Below are 22,128 nucleotides of genomic sequence, written 5' to 3' on the forward strand. Positions count from 1 at the left end.
AGCCAAAGTGACAAAATAACCAACTTCTTTCTAAGTCATTCGCTATACCGTGACATGGGCACGCTTTTCCAAATGTTGCGCCCAAACATTGATTGCCAAAGACACCAACATTAGCACAAGCGATAATAACATAATGTTGTGTAGCCCATTATGCAAAATGGCTCGCATCTGTGGCAAAAGTTTGGTTGGCAAAGAATTAATATTTGTGGCATCACTTAATTTATTCATCATTTTCATTGTCACGGCGCCGTGCGAGCTTGAAACACCGTGGCGAAGCGCACTATTCATGACAAGGCCAAAGATAGATGCCGTAAACGTTTGGCTTAACATCCGAATTAGAAAACTAAATGACGTGGCAACCGGAACATCCCCTAAATCGGCATCTTGTTGGACCTTCACTTGAAGTTCATTGAAGCAGGCACCATTACCAAATCCTTCAAATGCTCCCGCTACTAACAGGACCCAATAGGGAGTTTTAACGCCGCCAATTACTAGGAATAGGAAAGAGGCGATCAGCATCACAATGCCAATTGCCACCACTCTTTGCGGTGTGAAGTACCGCCGCAAGGTTGCCACAGAACCTGATCCCATAAAATTCGTAAATGAACTTGGAATTTGGGTAGCACCTCCAATTAACGCGGAAGTCCCCAGTAATCCTTGCGCCCACATTGGACTGTAAATTAAGAAGCCCACAAACGCGCCCCAGATTAGGGTAAACAGGATAAAATCAATCACTAATTCGCGATTTTTGAATAGGCGATTTGGAATAATCGGATCGGCCACGCCTCTTTCGAAATAAATCATTGCCCCGATGCACATAACGGCAATGATCAATGCCATTGTCACAAACAACGTGCTGGCAGTGCCAATCATTTCAATGCCAGCCAGTAAACTGGTTAAACCAATGGTCATTAAAATGGAACCCATGTAATCAACTGGTTTATTCTTATGTGCTTCTTTTTCTGCTTTGTAATAGATTTGAACTAAAATTGCTGAAATCAAGCCGATAGGCACGTTTAAATAAAAGACCCAGTGCCACGAGAAGGCATCCACGATAAATCCACCAACCAGCGGACCAATGATGGTGGCAGTACTGTAACTGGCAGAGACGAACCCCAAAACTTTCATCCGTTTGCGGGGATCAGCATACATCCGAGCATAAATAATGTATGGTAAGGAAACAACGCCACCGTTACCAATTCCAGCAATTGTTCGCGAGATAATCAAAAAGACAATGTTTGGCGAGAGTCCCTGAAGTAAAGAACCCACCACAAAAAATAAGGCCGCAAGTTGATAACTTTGTTTATTGCCAATGTGTTCACCAAGTTTGCTCCATAGAGGGGTACTAACCGCTGTTCCAAGTAAGAAGACAGCGACGATCCAACCCATCATTTCAATACCGTGAAGATCAGAAATGATCGCGGGCAAGGCAGTATTCACAATGGTGCTATCTAGCCCACTCATTGCATTCGATAAAAGTAGTGCACAGGTAACAATAAAAATGTTTCGTTTTGACAAGTCCTTCGCTTCTTCCTCCAAAAGTTAACTAGCTTTTATGTTACAACTTATTCACATCTTGGTGTAAATTATATTTACTTTTCTATAGTAAAACGACGAAAATTGCCACATAAAAAGACCAAAGTTCTAGACTTTGATCCATTCAAACTATTCTATCACATATAATTCAAAATTTGTTGATGTATTTTCAAAACAATGGCAAAAGACGCGTCATCTAATAAACCACCAGCATATTCAACATGCCTTCCGATCACACTAAATGTATGAAACTTCAGTGGATTTACAAATCTTTCTATCCCAAAATCTGATTTTATAGGTACAAACATTTCTTTCAATCGATTGTCCGTGGCATGAGTAATTGGCGAAACAGCAACTAGACCCGTGTCAGCTGTGTAACCACTGGTGCTTAAAACCACTGCCGGATGCCTCCCCCCCCAATCTCATTTTTCTTAGAAGGTTGAAAGTTAATCCAGATGATATCCTGTTGTTCCGGAACATAATTAAAATTCATCTTTCCTTAGCTCCGTTTCAACCAATGTTTCATCCAATTTTCCTTGATGCGTTCTCACGAAATTTTCGTCTGTAAAAGGATTTTTGGTTTTGGGGGTATAAACAATGGCGCCGTTACGACCATAAAATACGTCGAATTCAGTTTCACGAGGTTTAATACTGCTTGGGACAGTCAATACATTAGAAGTTCCCACTTTTCTTAATTTTACGCTCCGCATATTTTCCGCCAACCTTTCTTTATATATATTAAATGTATATCATATCTGTTGGTCAATGATTTAGCCTTAGTCTGTTAATTATAAATACGCAAATCTTTTATTTTTTGTTATTTACAGACCGTACAATAGTATATTCTTTTCAAAAATCGGTATAATGGGCACAAGGAGGTCCTTCAAATGTCAATTTATGATTACACAGTTACACTCGAAAATGGCGAGAATTACTCACTTTCTAAATATCGTGGCCAGCCGATGGTCATCGTGAATACCGCTACAAAATGTGGTTTCGCACCACAATTTAAACAACTAGAACAACTTTATAAAACTTATGCTGATCAAGGCCTCATCGTTTTAGGTTTTCCATCTAATCAATTTAAACAAGAGGTTTCTTCCAGCGAAGAGGCTGCAGCAGCTTGTCGCACTACTTATGGTGTTAGTTTCCCAATGCACACAATTGCCGATGTAAATGGTAAAGATGCCCTACCTCTGTTTGCATATCTGACTAAAACTGCTCCTGGTGCACTGGGTTCTTCTGCAATTAAATGGAACTTTACAAAATTTCTCATTGATCGTGAAGGCAACGTTGTTAAACGCTATGCACCTAAAACAAATCCTTTGAAAATGACCGACGAAATTGAAACAGTTTTAAAAAGTAGCGTAAAATAAAATCTTAAAAACAAAGTCCTTATCCGCGTCAAACAGATAAGGACTTTTTTAATCCTGTAATAATTGTAGTAGTTTCAATGCCGTATTCAGATTTCGAATCGTCACATCTTTATAAAGGGCTTCTTTCATCAGCTTAGAGTAAACGGACTTGCTGAAGTCTTTTTTGAAAGTGGAGGTCCAAAAAATGACTTTCGATTTAAGTTCAATTTGATCGTAATCTGAAATCTGTTGTACGATTTTTTGAAAGGCTTTAACGTCAAAATTAGGCAGTAAAAACAATGCATTATGGCGTAAACTACCATCGGCACCCCACCATGCTGGCACCTGAGAAAACTCCTGGAGATATTCCTCAGCGGAAATAACCAGAGTTGTGATTGAAAAAATATAATTTTCAGCCAAAACTAAATCAACCTTTTGAGCCACTTTGGATTTTGACAGGTCACTTTCAAAAATCAAGTTGCCACTATTAATATAAGAACTCACATTAGTAAAACCGACCGCCGCCAGACTAGCCTTCAGTTCTTTCATGACTACTTTATTATGACCGCCAACATTGATACCACGTAATAGGACTAAATACTTCATACGGGATCCTTTCTTGCTGAATGATGTTTATATTGTAGCGCAGTTGGAATTTTCTTCATACAAAAAGCCTTTGAACTTAAATTAGATCAAAGGCTTTTATAATTATTATTTTTGTACCATTGCCAATCCATAATGCTTCAAATTCCGGAATACGTGTTTATCAAAGAATCCAATGAATGTACCTTGGAAGAATAAACATATCACTGTGCCAATGTTAACCGCCCAAAGTTGACCACTCATTAAAAATGTCAGAGTCATAATGATCACTGGTGGAATATAATGAATCATTTGTGCAATCGTCGCATTACCATGTACATACCTGAATCGGATAATCTGCATAAAATCATCATTTGGATGTAATACCAAGTTTGCCCTTTGATAAAGCGATGTTGCCAATGCCACACAAAGTATTCCAAAGATATCAATGATTACACGAATCACTAAAGGGAAACTATTTATATCAGAACGACCAATTACTTGAGTGAATAATTGAATTAGAAAACTAAACGGAAAAGTAAAAAGTAAATTACCAATAATCCTTTTCCAAATAAATTTGCGAATCAATAATGCGTTCATCAGGACTACAATCACTCCACAAAGAAATAAGGTGAGCCGTAAACTAAGTGGCCATAAATGATATAGGTTTACCGCTGAAGCCGTCCAAACGGCACTACCTAAGTTAGTAACGATTGTTAAAGAATGTCCTGTGGCATTTATTAACAATGATAATCCCAAATAAGACCATCTTTTTAGACCATCTTTCGTTCCTAATGCATAACTTTGTCCTAAGGCACGCACCTTATCACTCAACTTTCGCTAAAAATTTTATTTGGCACCAACTGTTACCTTTTCAGGTTTTAAAAATTCTTTATTAGGTTTCAAATTGAAGCGTTTACATAGATCATGTAAATCTTTATCAGTGATACTTTGAAGAAATTTTCCACCTTGTGATTGAATTGTTGTATAAATTAAAGCTGACTTTTCAACAGTTTCAACTAGCCCATATGTTTCGTCTAATGACTCGCCAGCCGCGAACACACCATGATGAGGCCATACAACAACTCTGAAATTCTTCATCTGTTCAGAAGTTGCACGCCCAATCTCATTGGTACCTGGGCACATATATGGAATAACTGCTACTCCTTCTGGAAAGACAACAATTGATTCAGGATGCATCTTCCATAAAGTCCGACTAAAGTGTTTGGAATTTAATGGATTAGTAAAGCTCATTGCAACAAGATTTGTTGGATGACAATGCATAATTACACGTTGATTTGGATCCTGTTTCAAACGTTCAATATGACTCATCAGATGTGATGGAAATTCACTAGTAGGTTCGCCACCGTCATTAAAGCCCCACATCAAGTCAACACTGTTTCCTTCATCTGTAATTCGAATCAATCCTAAATCACGTTCTGGAAACTCGATAATATTTTTAAAATAACGACCAGTACCTGTAACTAAATAATATTTACCTGCTAATTCACTAGCATCGAAAGCAATTGGAATATTCCGCAAGACTTTATCAGTTCCAGCATATTGTGAAACTTCTTCTTTAGTCAAACGTAAACTAACATTACCGCCATTACGTTCATCCCATCCATGCCGATATAGGTTGTTTGTAGTCTGAGCCATTTCATGTACATATTTTGATTCAATAAAATCTTTCATTTCTTTCGCCCCATCAAATTATTTTTAGATTTTTAACAAATTCAGTAATGATTATTTTTCATCACGTGGGAATTGTACTTTTTGTTCATAATCGTGAATCTTGTTAAGCCAATCAGTACCAACAGGTGTATTGTTCTTTAAGCAGAACTCATCCCAAACCGCACCAAATGGATATGATTTCAATTCTTCAGTAACAGCTAAGCGTTTTGTGAAATCGAAATTCAATTCAGCCTTCTTCAAATCAGCAATTGGTGCCAGCATAGCTTGTAACAATGCCTTTTGAGTGGCACGTGCGCCAACAACCCAAGCTGCAACACGATTAATAGTCGCATCAAAGAAGTCAAGTCCAATATTTGTTCGACTGAGTTCATTGTCACGTACTAGTGAACGTGTGATTCTTGTTAAAGCATCATCAAAAATCACAACATGATCACTATCCCAACGTACAGGACGAGAAACATGGAGCATTAAACCTTTGCCAAATGGCATGAACGCTGAGAATTTATCAGAAACGTCCTCTGTTGGGTGCCAATGTCCAGCGTCAATAGTCCATAATTTGCCACGGCTGATCGCATAATTGTTATAGAACAAGTGTGAACCTACAGTATATGACTCGATCCCTGTTCCAAATAATTTACCTTCAACAGATTCAATTGTGTTATTTTCGTCATACTTCTTCTCAAAAATGGTATCCAAAGATTGGATCAACCGTTCACGAGGTGATTGTTTGTCAATTGGATTATCTTTAAAACCGTCTGGAATCCAAAAGTTATTAACTGAACGTTGTCCTAATTCTTTACCAAAGTAATTAGAAATTTCTCGTGACTTTTTGCCAACTTCAATCCAGTAATCACGAACTGATTTATCTGGACTAGCCAAAGTAAAGTTATTTTTAACCATGGGATGTGAGAAGAATGTAGGGTTCATATCAAGTCCAATTCCTTCTTCTTTAGCCCAATCAACCCAATACTTAAAATCTTCAGGCCCTACTTCATTAAAGTCTTTCTTTTTATCTGTAACAGCATAAATAGTATGCAACTGAACCTTATGTTTACCAGGGATCAATGACAGTGCCTCATGCAGATCACCAGTTAATTGATCCGGTGTTCGAGCAATTCCAGGATAGTTTCCTGAAACACCAATACCTCCAGTTAATTCTTGATTTGGGTTTAAGAAACCATGAATATCATCACCCTGCCAGCAATGTACTGAAATCTTAACTTTTTTTAATTCGTCCATTACCTTATCTGTATCAACACCTAATTCTGCATAACGTTCTTTTGCTAATTTATATGCTTTTTCTACTTGTTCTGATTTAGCCATTACTATTTCCTCCATTTATTCTAAGTGAAATACTTCTTTAAGATCCGTTGTTACCGGGCTATTATCTGGATTAGTATCCATTAGTGGCGCCATGTATTTCCACCATTTTTTGCAAACATCTGTATCTGCAATTCGGTTGTACGTTTCAACACTTGGCACTTCTAAATAAGCAAACGTTTGCCCGGTTTCCTTATTTAAGAATATCGAGTAATTTGATGCGCCATACTCACGCAGTGCCAGTTTCATCTCCGGCCATAACGCCGCATGTCTTTTTTGATACTCATCAAATGCATCCTTATGCAAATACATAACTTGACCTAACCTGACCACTTAAACCATCTCCTTAACATGATTTTGAATAAACTTTTGATAATCATTTAAAATAGTGCCGTATTTATTTGTTTCAGGATGGTATTTCTTTAAATCAAAGGATTTAGCAATTAAGCGTCTACCTGCATTGACATTTTCAACTTCATCCGAAGCAACCATTTGAACCATAATATTTCCGATGGCTGTAGCTTCTCCCGGTCCAGCGACCACTTCAATATTCGCCAGAGTACTCGTTAATTGATTCATTAAACCAACATTGCTACCGCCACCAACAATGTTCAAAGTATCAATATGATAACCAAGAATTTCGTCTAGCTTTGATAGTTCATTGGCATAAAACAATGATAGATTGGAGTAAATTGCCTGAAATAGTTCACCTGGTGTCGTCGGTACTTTTTGATTTGTTTCCTTACAATAACTTTGTAATTCGGTAATCATGTTTTGAGGATTGACAAATCGCTCGTCATTAATATCAATAAATTGTTCAAACGGTTTAACCTGTTCAGCCATATCCGCTAATTCGTTAAACGTGTACTTGTCGTCTAGTTCATGGCGAACGCTTTGTGCGATCCAAAGGCCCATAATATTCTTCAAAAAACGATACGTACCATATGCTCCCCATTCATTCGTATAATTCTCATGAAAAGCTTGTAACCCATTTTCTGGTACGTTCAGTTCAGTTCCTAACAAGGACCAAGTTCCAGAACTCAGAAATGCCCATCGATCACCTTGACCTGGTGTTCCAACAACTGCAGATGCTGTATCATGAGTCGCAACGGTAACAACCTCCACATTTGGGATGTCATACTTTTTATGCCAGTGATAACTTACATTTCCTAACAAGGTCCCAGATTCAACCAAATGTGGAAATTGTTCTTCAGAGACATTTACTTCTGCTAGCAAATCTTTATCAAATAACCCAACTCGTAAATTAAGCATTTGAGTAGTCGAAGCATTTGTAACTTCTGTAACAGCATTTCCTGTCAATACATACCCAATATAATCTGGAATCATCATAATCTTATCTGTCTCAGATAGCAGATCTCGATTCTCTGTATACAACTGATATAAAGTATTAAAATCTTGAAATTGAATACCAGTTTTTTCATAAATATACTCTTTAGGTAACTGGCTAGTTAATCTCTGAATGGCATTGTGTGTCCTTTTATCACGATAGCTAATTGGATCTTCTAATTTTTTACCATTAGATCCAACTAAAACGTAGTCAACTGCCCAAGTGTCAATTCCTAATGTCACATCACTAATTCCCATTTGCTTAACTTTTTCTAATCCTCTAAAAATTTCGTTAATCAAATGGTCAATATTCCAACGATCGTGTTTATCCTCCATGGAAAAACCGTTAGTAAATCGGTAAACTGACTTTAAAGTGAGTTTTCCATTTTCTTGTTGACCAAGCATTAGTCTTCCACTTGAAGCTCCTATATCAACAGCAATATACGATTTCATCTATTTCGCACCTCCTGTTAGATGATTAGTGTGACTCGAAGTTGTATTTGAATTACTACTAATCGTGGTGTTAGATTTTTCGTCTTCGTCTAAATCATCGCCATATCGTTCTTTAGTAATCTCATCCAATGATTTACCTCGTGTTTGTGGAGTCCAGATTGTCCCAATTATCAAAGAAATAATTAGTAAAACAATCATGAAGGTTCCTGCAGCCTTAAATCCCATGTTGGTTAAAATTGTGGGAAAAACAATTAGTGTAAATCTTTTAAGTGACTTACGTAGAAATAATAGTGTTTTGTATGATTTTTTGATCAGTCATGCAGTCGGTAAAAAAGCTATTCACGCGGATTTTCTTTTGTTTCCAAAAAAAAGAGGAAGTGAAATCAAAGAAACTATCGAACATATTATTGATGAATATTTTTTAAAAAGAGATTTTTCCAATTCGGTCATAAAATCGTATCTTTCAATATTACTGACACAACTTGTACGTGAATATCCCCTTGAAAAGAATGATCAGATAAGTAAATCACAAAAATTAGCAACCGAAATATTGAAAATAATTTCCCAGAAATTTCGAACCATTACACTTAAAAAGGTGGCAAAACAATACAACTATAACGAGAACTACTTAAGTAATTTATTTAAGGAAGAGGTGGGGAAAACCTTTAGCGAAATACTAACCCAAGAACGTTTAATTCAGGCTCACAGCATGATTACAAATACGATAATACCAATTACAGCTATTATGGAACGGGTGGGTATATCTAATAAAACTTTCTTTTACAATAAATATAAAGAATTTTATCATTCCACTCCTGGGGAAGATCGAAAATAGACGTAATAAATGATAAATTATCACTTACTGTTCGGATCCTGCTTTCCAACAAAGGACATCAATTGTTGTCAATTATGTTCCAATATTTGTCGAAACTTTTCACATTGACTAAAAAAATTAACAAAAAAGACTCCGCATATCTAATGAGCTTTATCTTTGTGTAGACACGTGGAGACTTTTTATTATGATATTTTTTTGTTAATGAACTTTATGACCCTTTTTGTAAATTTCTTTATCCGACTGTTGCACAGCCTCAATTTTTTCTAACGGATTTTCCTTCAAAACTAAGAAATCAGCCACTTTTCCGGTAGCTAAACTCCCATAATTATCATCAATCCGTAGCAACTGTGCTGCATAACTTGTGGTACCCAATAAGGCTTGGTAAGAAGTGGCACCAATTTTATGGACTAACAACGCCAGTTCTTCCAACGTTCCCATTTTGAATGTATTGAACGGTGTCCCCGCATCAGTACCAACAGCTATTTTCACACCTTTATTTAAAGCCATCGAGATATTTTTATAGAAATCTGTTTTTACCTTTTCGTTTTTAGTAAGCATGTAATCTGGAATTTTACCTTTTCCATATTTAGAAATGGATGTGCAAGCATTTAGCGTTGGTACTAAATAAACATTATGATCACGCATGAAGTCTGCTTGATGCTCATCTATATAAATTCCATGTTCAATTGAATCTACGCCAGCATCCAATGCATTTTGAATTCCTTGATTGCCTTGTGCATGTGCCGCAACCGTCATGTGTTTCGAATGGGCTTCTTCCACGGCAACTTGCATTTCGACTTCACTTAATTCCGTGTCATCTACCTGATCATTGGCTGACATGACTCCACCTGTGGACATCACTTTAATATTTTTTATTCCTAACTTAAATGCTTCGCGGACTGCTTTCCGAACGTCATCCCCAGAATTAACTAAATAGGAAAAATTGACACTGCCGTCTTCGTTTTCTCGAAAATCGCCATGACCACCTAAGATTGAGATTGGTCGGCCACTTGGCACAATTTCCGTCCCCGAAAGCTTACCTTGTTCTTGTAACTTATGTAATTTCAAATCTACGTTAAATGCACAGCCGCAATCGCGAATATACGTCACTCCAGAATAAAGGAGATCCTTTAAATTACGCAAAGCTGTAAAAGCAATTTCTGTTTCTGATAAGAATTCCAATTGATTTGAAACAGGATTATCCATGATATGTGTATGCGCATTAATTAACCCTGGCATCACGTATTGTCCGTGTAAATCCTCACCTTCATTATTGTTCGCTGGAGCCCTTGTCCCAGTTTCAGTAATCTTTCCTGTTTCCTCATCCACCGTAAACCAAGCATCGGCAATAATTTTGTTATCAACACCATTAAATAAGTTTGAATTAAAGTATGTTTTCTTCATGTGAACTCTCCTCGTATTAATATTGCAAAAACAACGTGAACTAGAAGTTCAAATCGTTTACCAAATTATAGTCTAATCGTTTGATCAGTCAATTCTTTTCGGGACATCTCAACTTACAAAATCATTTGAAATGACTTTTATTTGTGCTTAAATTAGCCTATTCTGTTTTCTTAAAACTTATTTGATCATCTATTATAGATTTGACTACTAAATAAAGGCACAAACATTAAACCAGGTTGGTTTTGATATTCGTGCCTTTATTTTTGATTATTGTATTTGTCGATAACGATTTTTTAATACAAAATGCCTTAAAAGTTGATTAAACTCGTTTGGAATCTCAGCCATAATCACATGCCCACAATTAGTTAATTTTGCCCTACTAATCATCAAATTGCTTTTCGCCACAGCATCCACGAAATTAGCATCATAATAGGGACTCTGGATAGCCGCAATCAACAAAACTGGTATCTTTGTGGTCTCCAGGGTTGAAATCCAATCCTGTTTAAAATGATCTAATAAGAGATTCACATTTTTAGAACGGTTAAAGGGATAGTTATTCTTTTGCTTTAGTAATCCGGATTCAACTCGTGAATCAATTCCATGAAGCGTTTCTCTCACTTTAGGTGATGACTTAGCTAGCTGACGGTAATTTTGAATAGTAGCATTTAAAAAGCCATACTGCCATTCAGAGGTGTTCAACATCTTGGGAGTTTGATCAACGCTAATGACACCCGCCACATCTTCAAATTGAGCAAGATAGCCATAACAAACACTCGCTCCCATTGAATGTCCAATTAAAATTGGATTTTTAACTTGTAAATACTGAATGAGCTCTCTTAAATCCAAGATTAATCTCGCTAAAGAATCATTTGTTTCAACTCTTTGCGAACTACCTTGATTGCGATGATCATACGTAATTACGCGATAGCCCATTTTCAATAAATAGTTAACCTGCAGCATCCAAATTTCTTTATAGCCACCAAAACCCGATATGAAGATAACTGGGTATCCTTTGCCACGATCCAAAAAATCAAGTTCTACATTATCTGTTGTTCTAAACTTCATAATTTCACCAGTTAACCAAAGGTTGAAAGTATCAGAATTATTATATCAGTGTGTTGATCGCAAAGATTAGACTTAGTCTGGAAGCAAATGGGCTCAGTAGTGTCGTTTATCTTAGCGAGTTTCGCTTAGATAAAGGCCGAGCTTGGAGACGTGGCTTGCGAATCCAAGTCGTGCCCACTATTCCGCCTAGTAATGATGATTTTCGGAACGAAAATCTTTCTTACTCCTGTCGATGTCGATTCTTGTGGCAAGCTCGGCCGCAAGAACTCGCACTATTCCGCCTAGTAATGATGATTTTCGTCCCGAAAATCTTTCTTGCTCCTGTCGATGTCGATTCTTGTGGCAAGCTCGGCCGCAAGAACTCGCACTATTCCGCCTAGTAATGATGATTTTCGTTCCGAAAATCTTTCTTGCTCCTGTCGATGTCGATTCTTGTGGCAAGCTCGGCCGCAAGAACTCGCACTACGTTCCAGCCCAAATTTGCTGAAAGACGGCATTTTATCCAATTTTGTTGCTATGAACATTTTCGTATCAAGCAACAAGATAAGTTTTTGCGGTTTCAACCTTAGTTCCCCATATTAAAACCCGTTTAGACCTGAAAGTGTCAGATTTAAACGGGTTCTATAATTCTATTTAATTTTAATCGTTCTCCGCCAACCAATGGTCCAGCACATCAATAAATTCATCGTGTTGATCCAAAAGGGCTAAGTGGCGACTATTGGCAAACAAATGCCATTTGGCACCAGGAATATGATCATAAACAGATTTTGCGATCAATGGCGTACATAAATCGTCCGTTCCATTAGTCACTAAAACAGGTACGTGAATATTTTTAAGTTGATCCGTCACATCGTAATCACTGATTGTGCCGTTTTCTGTAAACTCATTAGGCCCTTCAGCAATCAAACTAGCTCGTTTTCCGTTGGTAGCTCTGCGCAATGGTTCTGGTGAATTTTCATCAGGATCATCCCAACAATAGCGCTCCATGTAACGATCGTTGGCAGCTAAATACTTAGGACCGCTGAAGTCACCAGTTCTTTCAGCTTCCGCAATGGCTGCACGATCTTCGTAACTTAAGTATGAAATCAAACGGTGTTGTTCTTGAGTCCACAGTTTGATTGAAGCTGGTGAGCCATCAATCATGACACTTTTGATTCCTTTTTGGTCGTAACTAGTTAAATAGTACATTTCCAGCATGCCGCCCCATGATTGGCCCAACATGTGAATCTCGTCTAAGTGGAGATATTTACGTAAAGCAACCAATTCTTCTGCCCACGTTTCCTTCACATAAACGCCTTCATCTTCAGGAAGTGACGATTTTCCACAGCCCACTTGATCATACATGATAAGTTGCCGACCAGTTTTGGCATAATCATCCAACAATTCAAAATAGTTGTGTGATGAACCAGGGCCACCATGAATTAATAATAGCGGTGCCTTATCCTTACTTGGTTCTCCAACAATCCGATAATAAGTCTTGTAGCCATGAAATGGCATATATCCTTCTTCAATTTTCATATTCTCAAGTCCTTTTATGTAAAATAGTGGTGCCAAATTTAATTGTACTCCTGAATATCATTGTTGCATTAAAAAGAAGACTTAAGTTGCAACTAGGACCAAACTTTTTCCTGCCCCAATAATCCTAATTTTCATATTTATCATCAATCCTCACATTATTTTATTAAGCCCTTACAAAAACGTCATACAAACGTAACTTACGAAGCTTCTTCATTTCCCGGTATACTAACTAATGTTGCTCAAAAACACGAAGGAGAATAAGATGCCAAGAAATTTAAAAGAAGAAGTTGTTTTCACTGCCATCATGGCCGGATTAATGGTTTTTGTGATGGTTTGCTATAACGTTTTACTAGTTCAAGGATTCACTAAGGGAGTTATGTTAAACACCATCTCTGAATATCCAGGTGGCTTACTTGCCGCAATTATTTTAGACTTGCTAGTGGTTGGCCCAATTGCCAAGAAACTTGCATTCAAATATATCATTAATGATTATATGAAGAAAAATGTTGTTCTCATCGGAATTACCATTTCAGTATTGATGGTCCTCGGAATGGTAACATGTATGTCACTTTTCGGAATGATTATGGCACACAATTTTGGCGGTAATCTTTTGATGACTTACTTGCACACTTGGGGATTTAACCTAATTGTTGCTTTACCACTTCAGCTTCTCATTGTCGGTCCAATTGCCCGTGCAGTGCTAGGGATCATGCAAACCGCAACTGATAAGAAACAAGCTACACAAGAAACAGTTGATGAAGAAATTGAATAAATAATACCACAAAAACGGCCACAATCGGATGATTGTAGCCGTTTTTGTTACCGTAGATTTTCTGTTAATATCTATACGCCACATGCGCCATATCTGGCACATCATCCCACGCGACTGGGTAGCCAGCTCCATGAGCACAGAAAACAGAATCCGGCGTATTTTCCAAATCTGAAACTGGCTTGTACTTCAGACTCGAAATAATCTCCTCTGCATTGTGACAGGGCAGATACCCATCAATGATGCATTCCAATTGACCTTGTCCATGCGTATAAGCCCGGACTTCTTGGGCATATCCTTGCATTTCTGAAACTGGTGCAACTCCCGTCAATAGGGTCATTTCGCTATTCGGATCGTTATCTCCAGTAGCCATTTCTGGTGTTTCAAAACTGCCATTCATGCGTTGGATATCAGTCATCGCCCGTCCAACTTGATCTTTGCCAACTTCTAATCGAAATTGATACCACGGCTCCAATAATTGACAGTCATCACGTTGTTTCAACATCATCAGGCCTTGTCTGACTGCCCGCCAAGTGGCCTCTTTGAAATCACCACCGACCGAATGAACGTTGCTTGCTCTGCCGCCCACAAGCGTGATTTTCATATCCGTAATTGGGGCTCCCGTCAAAACGCCTAGGTGCTCTTTGGCATGGAGGTTAGCTAATACCTGATGCTGCCAATTTTTACCAAGCACATCTAAGCTACAATCTGTCGCAAACGTCAGCCCACTTCCGGTTGGCGCCGGCTCCAATAACAAATGAACCTCCGCATAATGCCGCAGTGGCTCAAAATGGCCAACTCCTTCCACAGGTTTGGTAATAGTTTCCTTGTATAAAATGCTCCCTTCTCCAAAACCAACGTCCAAATTAAACCGTTCAAGCAAAATTTGCTGCAATATTTCTAACTGGATTTCACCCATAATTTGAATCCGAATTTCTTGAAGATGGCCGGACCAAGAAACGTGCAGTTGCGGATCTTCATCTTCGAGCTGCCGTAAAGCTGTTAAACACGTATGAATATCATTGTTTTTAGGATCCAATGCATAGTTTAAAACCGGTTGAATTGTCGGATTATCACCATCGTGTTGATTTCCAAGTCCCTGACCTGGATAAGTTCCCGTCAACCCCGTGACCGCACAAACACCACCAGCCAAAACTTGTTGTGGGCCTGTAAATTTATCACCATTGTAAACTCGTAATTGATTGGCTTTTTCATCATCTACTAAAACATCTTTTGTATGTAGAATACCACCAGTCATGAGAATCCAAGTTAGCCGTTCGCCCTTTTCATCATGAGAAATTTTGAAAACTCGTGCTCCAAATTCTTGGGGATATTTTGTTTCACTAGTCCAACGGTCAAGACCCGCTAAAACTTGATCAACGCCGGTTAATTTGAGCGCAGCACCAAAATAACAAGGAAAGACCTTTCGTTGCTTAATTAGCCGACGGACCGTATCGTCTTCAAGGTGTCCCGAATCCAAAAAACTTTCAAGAACCTCATCATCACACATTGCAATTTCTTCACTAGTTTCTTCTGAAATATCTGTGTTGTCAGCCCTTGAATTAAACGCAATACATCCCACCGAAAACACGCTCTGTAGCTGATCAAGCACCGCATTGCGATCGGCACCGTTGGCATCCATCTTATTTACAAAAATGAAAGTTGGCACATGATAACGTTCGAGCAGTCGCCAAAGTGTCCGTGTGTATCCTTGAATTCCATCAGTTGCAGAAATGACGAGAATGGCGTAATCCAGTACACTTAAAACTTGTTCCGTTTGTGCGGCAAAATCCACATGTCCCGGTGTATCCAATAAAGTAAGTTCGAGCTTGTGATACTGAAGACTAGCCTGGTGTGAAAAAATCGTGATTCCGTGTTTTTTCTCGAGGTCATCGGTATCAAGAAAGGCATCCCCATTGTCCACCCGCCCAAGTTTTCGTAGTTCGCCTGTGCGGTACAACATGGCTTCTGAAAGCGTGGTTTTCCCCGCATCAACGTGGGCGACGATCCCGGCTACAATGTGTTTCATGGTAATACCCCCTTGATTTGGCAAAAAATTACTTCACTTATTTTTCCCATAGAAATTTCAATAGTGTCTGGTCAACTTTAGGATTTGAATGTAATTTGCTATGTTGCGCTTGTGAACCCTTAATTTCTAATTCCTGATATGATTTAGCACGGCTTCCAACAAGATATTTTAATGATTTTGAGGAGTAATTCTGCACTCTACCATCACTATGATCACCAATATTTCCATAAATATTTAAAACTGAAACATTTTTAGGGTAGGTTTTTCGCAACTTCAGTAACGAACGATATGTTGCAATCATCCGTTTTGGTTTCCCCTGTACATTTATCGAGTTGTGTTTAATTGCATCATATCCACGAATACCTGCGAAATGGCCGGCAATATTTACTTCCTTATTGAGTTGAGGTAATCCTTTATGTTTTGGAGCAAAATCAGCCATATAGTACATTACCGCTTCGTTACCAACGGAGTGAGAAACGATATTGAATTTTTTGAAATGATAGGTTTGTTGAATCTTATTTAAAACGTTTCGTAACCACTTGCCGTCAGTTCGATAGCTTTTCTCGTGATTATTTTGATAATTTACCATCACAATTGGATTGATAACTTTTTTTCGGAAATGTCCGACTAAAGTGACTTTTCCAGTTTTAGACACTTCTGCGCGAATGACCCCATTTGTTGCATGAGCACTTTTAGCTGCTCTAACCATGTGTTGTTCCGCATGATAGCTGCTGCCAAATCCATGTAAAAATAACGTCGGAATATTTGTTTGTTGATATTTGCTAGCGACTTTTTCCTGACTGTTATGAACGTACATCCCTATAATAGCAACCAAAACTAGCATGATTATTAATAACATCAAACTGAACTTAATATGCTTTTTAATTACATTAGTTAACCGTTTAATAGCTTTATCATTCTTATAGCTTTTCATGGTTCTACTCCCCCAAAAATATCCATGCAGAACACGAAACAAAAGATTACAAAATTTATACTCGAAGCCTATTTACTTAAGCGCTCCCATTTTTACCATCTTCTAATTATGCGTCATCAGATACTAGGAAATCAATATTATAATAACTAGAACACTTATTTTTCTCTTGTAGAATTGGTTGAGTGTATGCAAAATGAGAAAGAAGAAGGATTAGCACGATATCAAGAACTTATCTTGCTCTAAAGAAAATAATAAAACAGGCTTAAAATTTTCATCAAAATGAGAATTTCCAACCTGTTTACATAAATTTTTTACTTATAATCCAAAACTAGTTTTTTCCAGTCTCAGCAATTTTAAACATTAAACATATTTTTTATTCTTTCATTCGTTTCAAAGTCCGCAAATTCCCTAAAAATAGCTTATAATACTCTTTGTAACAAGGAATATTTCATTTCATATGAGTAACACTGAAAGTCGCGAACTGCCATTCGTGGCTTTTTTATTTTTTTGGCATTATTTAATTTTAATGTAAGCTGCTTGTACATATGGTCTATACTTTCTTAACCGCTTTTCCTTTTAACCATTCGGCAAGAGACAACATGGTTTCTTCAGAGTCATTACTGTTAGTCACACCCAATATTATTTTTTCACCTTCATCAGCCGTGAACTCCAATTCATAACCGTTTATTTCTAAAAAAATCAAACCGGATAATATTGCTGTTCTTTTATTTCCGTCGATGAATATATGCTTTTTAGTAATTTTTTGAATAATAAAAGCTGCCTTGATCCAAATGTTAGGATACAACTCACGGCCAAAAACGACTTGTTGTGGCCGCTCTATCACCAAATCTAAACCTTGGGAATACTGTACCCCTATCAAATCACTACTAGAACGCGTTAAAATCTTTTCATTTATGGCTATTAACTCTTCCTTTTTTAAATAAATCATAGCCGCTCTAACCTTTTCATCAGATCCGTGTTTTTGTCCATTAATTTATCCGCTATATCCATAATCTCCGGGCGAACCTTTTCTACTTTTCGAAAGGTGATCTCTTTTCCATCCGGAGATACTACTTTTTCAAATTCAGTGCTTTCGTTTGCACTCAAAAATTCACGATCCTGTTTAGAGACGCGAAATGCAAAAGAGTTCCCGTTTTTAAACATCTTTACATCTTTGTTTAATTCTTCTGGATTAATCATGTACATCCCTCCATCCTTTGCTCTGTATGTACATTATACATCTTCGTACACACAAAACTCAAAGATTTTACATGGACCTGGTTGAGTGCCGTAAAACTGCCTCATATCCTATTTTCAACAATCATTAAATCAGAGTTAAATGAATTTAAAATTTGCGGACTAGAAATAGTTCAACTTATTCATAGTTGACAAGTCTAATTATTTTTTACTATTAATCTCACTTTTCTTTACCAAGTGGTGATAGCCACGCACCAGCTCCTGCTAAAAATCGAATAACTCCGGCCAATATCACAATAACTTTCATTGTGGTACCAATACTAATCAAATATCCACTTAACCATGATCCGATCGGAATAGATGCATATGAAACCATACGAGTAACAGATACTACTCTTCCTAGTATATCTGATGGAACTGTTCGCTGTCTTAATGTGAAATAAGTAATAACATTAATGGTACCGAAAAAACTAATCAATCCCAAAACAAAACCAACCGACCACGTCTTCTGTGTTAGAAACAAACAAACGGTAAATAATCCAGCTAACATAGTACTTACAGATAAAATTCTTCCCGAGGAAAAATATCGACTAATTTTTGGTGTGACAAATCCGGCAACTAAGGATCCGATTCCAGCTAACGTCATTGCTAGTGAAGCCTCTAATACCGATAATTTTAATTGCCGCGTCATGTAGTACATAAAATTTGCTTCAAACATGTTCAGAGCAAAATTAGTAAAAAAAAACATTACAGAGCCACTAAAAATCACTTTTTGACCGAAAGAGTAGTTAGCACCTTCTTTGATACTTTCAATTAACTTTCTTAAATTCAGCGTCCCACGTGAAGGAGTTTTTATAGAAATTTGCGTGATGAAAACGGCGGCTATAAAAAAAGTGACTGCATCCACCCAAAGCGCATTAGTACCAGAAAACAGAACAATTACGGTTCCTCCGACCAACGGGCCAAGTATTGAGAGCGTATTATCCACCGTTTGAATCTTAGCATTGGCTGTAATCAATTCTGCAGACCCTGTTAATTGAGGTAAAATACTTTGAAATGTGGGATGAATTAATGGATCAATTGATGAAAGGAAAAAAACAATTAAATAAAGCTGCCACATAATCAATTTTGTTTGATTCACAAACAATGCTAATAAAACAGTCAAAACTCCAGAAACAATATTTCCCCAAAATAAAATGTGTTTTTTATTAAACGTGTCAGCAATACTCCCACCTAAAAGCGAGAAAAATATCCATGGTATAAAGGAGATTCCATAAATCGTTGCAGCATGATAAGCAGATCCAGTTTTAGCCAAAACAATTAAAGGTAAGGCCAATTTGTATAACCAATCTCCAATTGAGGATATGAGAAAAGAAAACCAAAGTTTATTGAAATCAGAAATAGATGATATCATTTTTCAGTGACCTCCACAGACTGCACAATTGGGATTACGTTTCCATGTCTCGATAATCTTTGTGTTCATGGTAAGAAAATCGATTGCGATCAAATTACCGGCTGCTTGAAGACTACCAATACCTGAAATATACCTTAAAATCTCGGACATTATTAATCCTGTTACTGCAGAAACTAAAGGAACAATAGCTGTGTTGTCTCCAAGTAAGTTCATGCGTTCTTTCTCTTGTAACACCTCATCAGAAATATGGTCGTTCTCTCTAACACTTTGCCTCCAGCATTCTACACAACCTGTCTTATGTGGAATAATAGTGTAATACATTGCTCTTTGTGCTTCCAAACCAGCAACAAACATGGGTACATTCAAAGTGACAGCAGATTCATTAGCCCAGTGAGCCATATAGTACTTAGGTCGATCGGCTACTAAAATGATAAAGTCAACATCATTAAAACAATCTGTAATATCCTTAGCAGAAGTTACCTTTTTTTCAAATAAATCAAATTTAACCTTAGGATTAAAATCATGAATTCTTTTTTTTGCGAGATGACCTTTACTCTTTCCAACATCTTCATAATTGTACAAAATTTGTCTGTTTAAATTTGTAAGATCAAGTTTATCGAATTCAATGGCCTTAATATGTCCAATACCCAGGGCAGCTAAATCGTAAACAATATGTGATCCCAATCCACCTAAACCGATAATCCCAACGGTGGTATCAGAGATTTTTCTTTGAATTCTATATTTATTCTTCTTTAAATCGATAAAGGACGAAAAAAAATTAATATTTCGATGATACCGTTCGAGCTCATATTTTGATAAAACATTAGTACCACTGATATTAGCGTCTTCGATTATCCTTTCTGAATTTAAATCATTTATTAAATCAAAAACATCTTTTTCAGTATATTGTGAATATTGATTAATTGTTTTTCTAGTTATTTGTTTAATCGTATATTTGCCTGTAAGTAATTTGAATACAAAATATACCGATCCCGTTGGATCAGAATATTCAATGTTTTTCCCAAATCCTCCAACTAAAATTCGATTCTTATCGTAAACAACAGGATATGCTTTCTTTAACTTTGGTTTAATTTCTTTATAATTCATTATTTTTCCTCCATTTAATTAACGTACCCCACATTCTTAAAAGAATATGGGGTACGGGTTATAGTTAAAGACCATTAATTAGCCTTCAAGTGCTGATCCAGCAACACTTGCATCATAAGTTGTTTTTTGTACCATATGTCTTTGTCTCCTATTTAAATTATCAATCAACCGGTTGATAAATTCATAATAATATCATATATTAAAGCTGGATTAAAAGTTTGATATACTTTAAATTATTATATATGGAGGCAAGCAATGATTTCATCTGGAGAAATATTTCACGAGCTTCGTAAAGGTAAATCAATCACTCTACAAGAAGCCGGAAAAGACATTGTATCGGTACCGTTTTTATCTCAATTCGAACGTGGGTTAAGCGATATTTCGTACTCACATTTATTAAAACTACTTGAACGTATCAAAGTAAAGCCATCTGAATTTGACTACCTCTACTATCAACGTAATAAAAAAAGTGACAATTTTGTGGTAAACCTGCAGGAAGCTTATCAATCAGGTAACATTACGGTACTTCGACAATATTTGAACCTTTGGCATAAAGGCAACAACCGCTACTCAAAGCTGCAAGTTATTCAACTAAAAATGATGCTTATTACCTTGGGAGAAGGTCAAATTTCAAAAAAAGAGATTACGTATTTGCAAGAATATTTTGCAAAAATTGAAAATTGGTCTTTTTATGAACTATATCTTTTTGGCCATGCAATGCCATTTATGGATGTTAATTCAGCAGCCAGCCTTATTCGTGTATTAGCTAAAAAAATAAATCTATATGGTAACTTTCGGCAGGACAGTTTCTCGATTGTATTCTATTTGTACAATAATTTAATTTTAAACTTAGTAGCCATTGGTGACTTTGAGCAGGCAATGGAATTTGTTAATTTATTGAAGAATAACAGCTTCAGTGAACGCGATTACTATCACAAAACACGTTATTTTTCTCTTGAAGGATTGGTTAAGTATATGCAAAACGAAAAAGAAGAAGGGGTAGCACTTTTAAAGCGATCCATTGATATTACCGTGTTAGTTATGCATGATGATCATTTTATAACTAATGAATTTAACTTTTTAAAACAATATATAACTGATGCAGATCTTAAAAGGGTATTTATAAACTGGAATAATTTTAAGTAAATTTGGTACGGTTTGGCGACACTCTAATTTCAATAAGAAATTTTTTAAAATTAGAATTTGTCTTATAGTAAATTTTCTAGTTGACAACTTCCCATCACCCGCTGTATGATAATGGCAACTTAAAATCGTCCTTAAAAACCGATGAGGTGGAGATCAAGATTACTGTGCACGCACAGAGAGTCATCGTCGCTGAGAGTATGACCGAACGCAAGTAATTAAATGGACCACCGAGGGCTTTTCCGAAATTTCGAAAGTACGAAAAGACGTCATGACATACGTCAGTTGTCAGGAGAATGTTCGTTCTCTGTAAAGTAGGGGTGCATCTTTAGACTTTTCGCGAATCTAAAATGAACCCAATTGAGGTGGCACCGCGGTGAAAAACCGTCCTTAACACATTGGCTGTTAAGGACGGTTTTTTGATT

General features: G+C 37.0%; 22 protein-coding genes and 1 pseudogene. 4 read left to right on the forward strand and 19 right to left on the reverse strand.

What is annotated here, in order from left to right:
* Positions 1-42: 42 nt before the first annotated feature.
* From AB3217_RS00095 to AB3217_RS00105, 3 genes are all read right to left on the reverse strand, one after another.
* The gene (locus AB3217_RS00095) at positions 43-1,518 is read right to left on the reverse strand and encodes an MFS transporter (protein ID WP_260290079.1); all 1,476 of its coding nucleotides are present in this window, start codon (positions 1,516-1,518) and stop codon (positions 43-45) included.
* A 155-nt stretch (positions 1,519-1,673) separates the two neighbouring features.
* Positions 1,674-1,934, reverse strand: a complete 261-nt coding sequence (locus AB3217_RS00100; protein WP_367365471.1) for a type II toxin-antitoxin system PemK/MazF family toxin — start codon at positions 1,932-1,934, stop codon at positions 1,674-1,676.
* A gap of 84 nt (positions 1,935-2,018) precedes the next feature.
* The gene (locus AB3217_RS00105; RefSeq protein WP_068808514.1) at positions 2,019-2,246 is read right to left on the reverse strand and encodes a hypothetical protein; all 228 of its coding nucleotides are present in this window, start codon (positions 2,244-2,246) and stop codon (positions 2,019-2,021) included.
* Between the two features lie 177 nt (positions 2,247-2,423).
* Here AB3217_RS00105 and AB3217_RS00110 point away from each other — a divergent pair, with 177 nt between their 5' ends.
* Positions 2,424-2,912: a glutathione peroxidase gene (locus AB3217_RS00110; RefSeq protein ID WP_260267100.1), complete on the forward strand. Its 489-nt coding sequence runs from the start codon at positions 2,424-2,426 to the stop codon at positions 2,910-2,912.
* A 48-nt stretch (positions 2,913-2,960) separates the two neighbouring features.
* Here AB3217_RS00110 and AB3217_RS00115 read toward each other — a convergent pair whose 3' ends face one another.
* From AB3217_RS00115 to AB3217_RS00145, 7 genes and pseudogenes are all read right to left on the reverse strand, one after another.
* A complete protein-coding gene (locus AB3217_RS00115) occupies positions 2,961-3,497 on the reverse strand; it encodes a DUF1697 domain-containing protein (protein ID WP_068808512.1) in 537 nt (178 codons plus the stop codon).
* Between the two features lie 105 nt (positions 3,498-3,602).
* A complete protein-coding gene (locus AB3217_RS00120) occupies positions 3,603-4,307 on the reverse strand; it encodes a YitT family protein (RefSeq protein ID WP_367365472.1) in 705 nt (234 codons plus the stop codon).
* A gap of 15 nt (positions 4,308-4,322) precedes the next feature.
* Positions 4,323-5,168 carry a rhamnulose-1-phosphate aldolase gene (gene rhaD / locus AB3217_RS00125; protein ID WP_367365473.1) on the reverse strand — a complete coding sequence of 282 codons (846 nt, stop codon included), beginning with the start codon at positions 5,166-5,168 and terminating at the stop codon, positions 4,323-4,325.
* Between the two features lie 51 nt (positions 5,169-5,219).
* A complete protein-coding gene (locus AB3217_RS00130; RefSeq protein ID WP_367365474.1) occupies positions 5,220-6,491 on the reverse strand; it encodes an L-rhamnose isomerase in 1,272 nt (423 codons plus the stop codon).
* Positions 6,492-6,506: 15 nt separating this feature from the next.
* Positions 6,507-6,821 carry an L-rhamnose mutarotase gene (gene rhaM, locus AB3217_RS00135; protein WP_068808501.1) on the reverse strand — a complete coding sequence of 105 codons (315 nt, stop codon included), beginning with the start codon at positions 6,819-6,821 and terminating at the stop codon, positions 6,507-6,509.
* Entirely contained in the window at positions 6,822-8,288 is a 1,467-nt protein-coding gene (gene rhaB / locus AB3217_RS00140) for a rhamnulokinase (protein ID WP_367365475.1), read from the reverse strand. It abuts the gene before it with no gap.
* Positions 8,289-8,540, reverse strand: a pseudogene (locus tag AB3217_RS00145) (hypothetical protein); the annotation flags it as partial.
* Between AB3217_RS00145 and AB3217_RS00150 the strand changes: the two are divergent.
* Complete coding sequence (locus AB3217_RS00150) at positions 8,512-9,123, forward strand: helix-turn-helix transcriptional regulator (protein ID WP_367366099.1); 612 nt, start codon at positions 8,512-8,514, stop codon at positions 9,121-9,123. The pseudogene AB3217_RS00145 and the gene AB3217_RS00150 overlap by 29 nt on opposite strands.
* Before the next feature lie 198 nt (positions 9,124-9,321).
* On the opposite strand, the gene AB3217_RS00155 is transcribed toward AB3217_RS00150, so the two are convergent.
* From AB3217_RS00155 to pepI, 3 genes are all read right to left on the reverse strand, one after another.
* Complete coding sequence (locus AB3217_RS00155; RefSeq protein WP_367365476.1) at positions 9,322-10,527, reverse strand: amidohydrolase family protein; 1,206 nt, start codon at positions 10,525-10,527, stop codon at positions 9,322-9,324.
* Between the two features lie 267 nt (positions 10,528-10,794).
* On the reverse strand, positions 10,795-11,592 hold the full coding sequence (locus tag AB3217_RS00160; protein WP_367365477.1) for an alpha/beta fold hydrolase: 798 nt from the start codon (positions 11,590-11,592) through the stop codon (positions 10,795-10,797).
* A 639-nt stretch (positions 11,593-12,231) separates the two neighbouring features.
* Positions 12,232-13,110: a proline iminopeptidase gene (gene pepI, locus AB3217_RS00165; RefSeq protein ID WP_057784937.1), complete on the reverse strand. Its 879-nt coding sequence runs from the start codon at positions 13,108-13,110 to the stop codon at positions 12,232-12,234.
* A 262-nt stretch (positions 13,111-13,372) separates the two neighbouring features.
* Between pepI and AB3217_RS00170 the strand changes: the two genes are divergently transcribed.
* Positions 13,373-13,882, forward strand: a complete 510-nt coding sequence (locus AB3217_RS00170; RefSeq protein WP_068806352.1) for a DUF2798 domain-containing protein — start codon at positions 13,373-13,375, stop codon at positions 13,880-13,882.
* A 64-nt stretch (positions 13,883-13,946) separates the two neighbouring features.
* Here the strand turns inward: AB3217_RS00170 and AB3217_RS00175 are convergent, their stop codons facing one another.
* The 6 genes from AB3217_RS00175 to AB3217_RS00200 all read right to left on the reverse strand — a co-directional run bounded on the left by AB3217_RS00175 (position 13,947) and on the right by AB3217_RS00200 (position 20,560).
* The gene (locus AB3217_RS00175) at positions 13,947-15,908 is read right to left on the reverse strand and encodes a GTP-binding protein (protein ID WP_367365478.1); all 1,962 of its coding nucleotides are present in this window, start codon (positions 15,906-15,908) and stop codon (positions 13,947-13,949) included.
* 37 nt (positions 15,909-15,945) lie between these two features.
* Positions 15,946-16,842, reverse strand: coding sequence for an alpha/beta hydrolase (locus AB3217_RS00180; protein ID WP_367365479.1), 897 nt, complete (start codon positions 16,840-16,842; stop codon positions 15,946-15,948).
* Between the two features lie 550 nt (positions 16,843-17,392).
* Positions 17,393-17,791 (reverse strand): type II toxin-antitoxin system death-on-curing family toxin, encoded by a 399-nt coding sequence (locus tag AB3217_RS00185; protein ID WP_068806358.1) that lies wholly within the window; start codon positions 17,789-17,791, stop codon positions 17,393-17,395.
* The gene (locus AB3217_RS00190) at positions 17,788-18,042 is read right to left on the reverse strand and encodes an AbrB family transcriptional regulator (protein ID WP_367365480.1); all 255 of its coding nucleotides are present in this window, start codon (positions 18,040-18,042) and stop codon (positions 17,788-17,790) included. The genes AB3217_RS00185 and AB3217_RS00190 overlap by 4 nt, the downstream gene beginning before the upstream one ends.
* 217 nt (positions 18,043-18,259) lie before the next feature.
* Positions 18,260-19,453 carry an MFS transporter gene (locus tag AB3217_RS00195; RefSeq protein ID WP_367365481.1) on the reverse strand — a complete coding sequence of 398 codons (1,194 nt, stop codon included), beginning with the start codon at positions 19,451-19,453 and terminating at the stop codon, positions 18,260-18,262.
* Positions 19,454-19,456: 3 nt separating this feature from the next.
* Entirely contained in the window at positions 19,457-20,560 is a 1,104-nt protein-coding gene (locus AB3217_RS00200) for a ThiF family adenylyltransferase (protein WP_367365482.1), read from the reverse strand.
* 255 nt (positions 20,561-20,815) lie between these two features.
* Here AB3217_RS00200 and AB3217_RS00205 point away from each other — a divergent pair, with 255 nt between their 5' ends.
* Positions 20,816-21,706, forward strand: a complete 891-nt coding sequence (locus AB3217_RS00205; RefSeq protein ID WP_367365483.1) for a helix-turn-helix domain-containing protein — start codon at positions 20,816-20,818, stop codon at positions 21,704-21,706.
* The last annotated feature ends 422 nt before the right edge of the window (positions 21,707-22,128 follow it).

The organism is Pediococcus parvulus (assembly GCF_964063155.1).
GTDB classification, from domain to species: Bacteria; Bacillota; Bacilli; order Lactobacillales; family Lactobacillaceae; genus Pediococcus; species Pediococcus parvulus.

Excerpts from the sequence above, each read along its gene's own strand:
- AB3217_RS00105 (WP_068808514.1), bottom strand. The coding sequence starts at position 2,246 with ATGCGGAGCGTAAAATTAAGAAAAGTGGGAACTTCTAATGTATTGACT.
- AB3217_RS00110 (WP_260267100.1), top strand. The coding sequence starts at position 2,424 with ATGTCAATTTATGATTACACAGTTACACTCGAAAATGGCGAGAATTAC.
- AB3217_RS00115 (WP_068808512.1), bottom strand. The coding sequence starts at position 3,497 with ATGAAGTATTTAGTCCTATTACGTGGTATCAATGTTGGCGGTCATAAT.
- rhaD (WP_367365473.1), bottom strand. The coding sequence starts at position 5,168 with ATGAAAGATTTTATTGAATCAAAATATGTACATGAAATGGCTCAGACT.
- AB3217_RS00130 (WP_367365474.1), bottom strand. The coding sequence starts at position 6,491 with ATGGCTAAATCAGAACAAGTAGAAAAAGCATATAAATTAGCAAAAGAA.
- rhaB (WP_367365475.1), bottom strand. The coding sequence starts at position 8,288 with ATGAAATCGTATATTGCTGTTGATATAGGAGCTTCAAGTGGAAGACTA.
- AB3217_RS00150 (WP_367366099.1), top strand. The coding sequence starts at position 8,512 with ATGTTGGTTAAAATTGTGGGAAAAACAATTAGTGTAAATCTTTTAAGT.
- AB3217_RS00155 (WP_367365476.1), bottom strand. The coding sequence starts at position 10,527 with ATGAAGAAAACATACTTTAATTCAAACTTATTTAATGGTGTTGATAAC.
- AB3217_RS00160 (WP_367365477.1), bottom strand. The coding sequence starts at position 11,592 with ATGAAGTTTAGAACAACAGATAATGTAGAACTTGATTTTTTGGATCGT.
- pepI (WP_057784937.1), bottom strand. The coding sequence starts at position 13,110 with ATGAAAATTGAAGAAGGATATATGCCATTTCATGGCTACAAGACTTAT.
- AB3217_RS00170 (WP_068806352.1), top strand. The coding sequence starts at position 13,373 with ATGCCAAGAAATTTAAAAGAAGAAGTTGTTTTCACTGCCATCATGGCC.
- AB3217_RS00175 (WP_367365478.1), bottom strand. The coding sequence starts at position 15,908 with ATGAAACACATTGTAGCCGGGATCGTCGCCCACGTTGATGCGGGGAAA.
- AB3217_RS00180 (WP_367365479.1), bottom strand. The coding sequence starts at position 16,842 with ATGAAAAGCTATAAGAATGATAAAGCTATTAAACGGTTAACTAATGTA.
- AB3217_RS00185 (WP_068806358.1), bottom strand. The coding sequence starts at position 17,791 with ATGATTTATTTAAAAAAGGAAGAGTTAATAGCCATAAATGAAAAGATT.
- AB3217_RS00190 (WP_367365480.1), bottom strand. The coding sequence starts at position 18,042 with ATGATTAATCCAGAAGAATTAAACAAAGATGTAAAGATGTTTAAAAAC.
- AB3217_RS00195 (WP_367365481.1), bottom strand. The coding sequence starts at position 19,453 with ATGATATCATCTATTTCTGATTTCAATAAACTTTGGTTTTCTTTTCTC.
- AB3217_RS00200 (WP_367365482.1), bottom strand. The coding sequence starts at position 20,560 with ATGAATTATAAAGAAATTAAACCAAAGTTAAAGAAAGCATATCCTGTT.
- AB3217_RS00205 (WP_367365483.1), top strand. The coding sequence starts at position 20,816 with ATGATTTCATCTGGAGAAATATTTCACGAGCTTCGTAAAGGTAAATCA.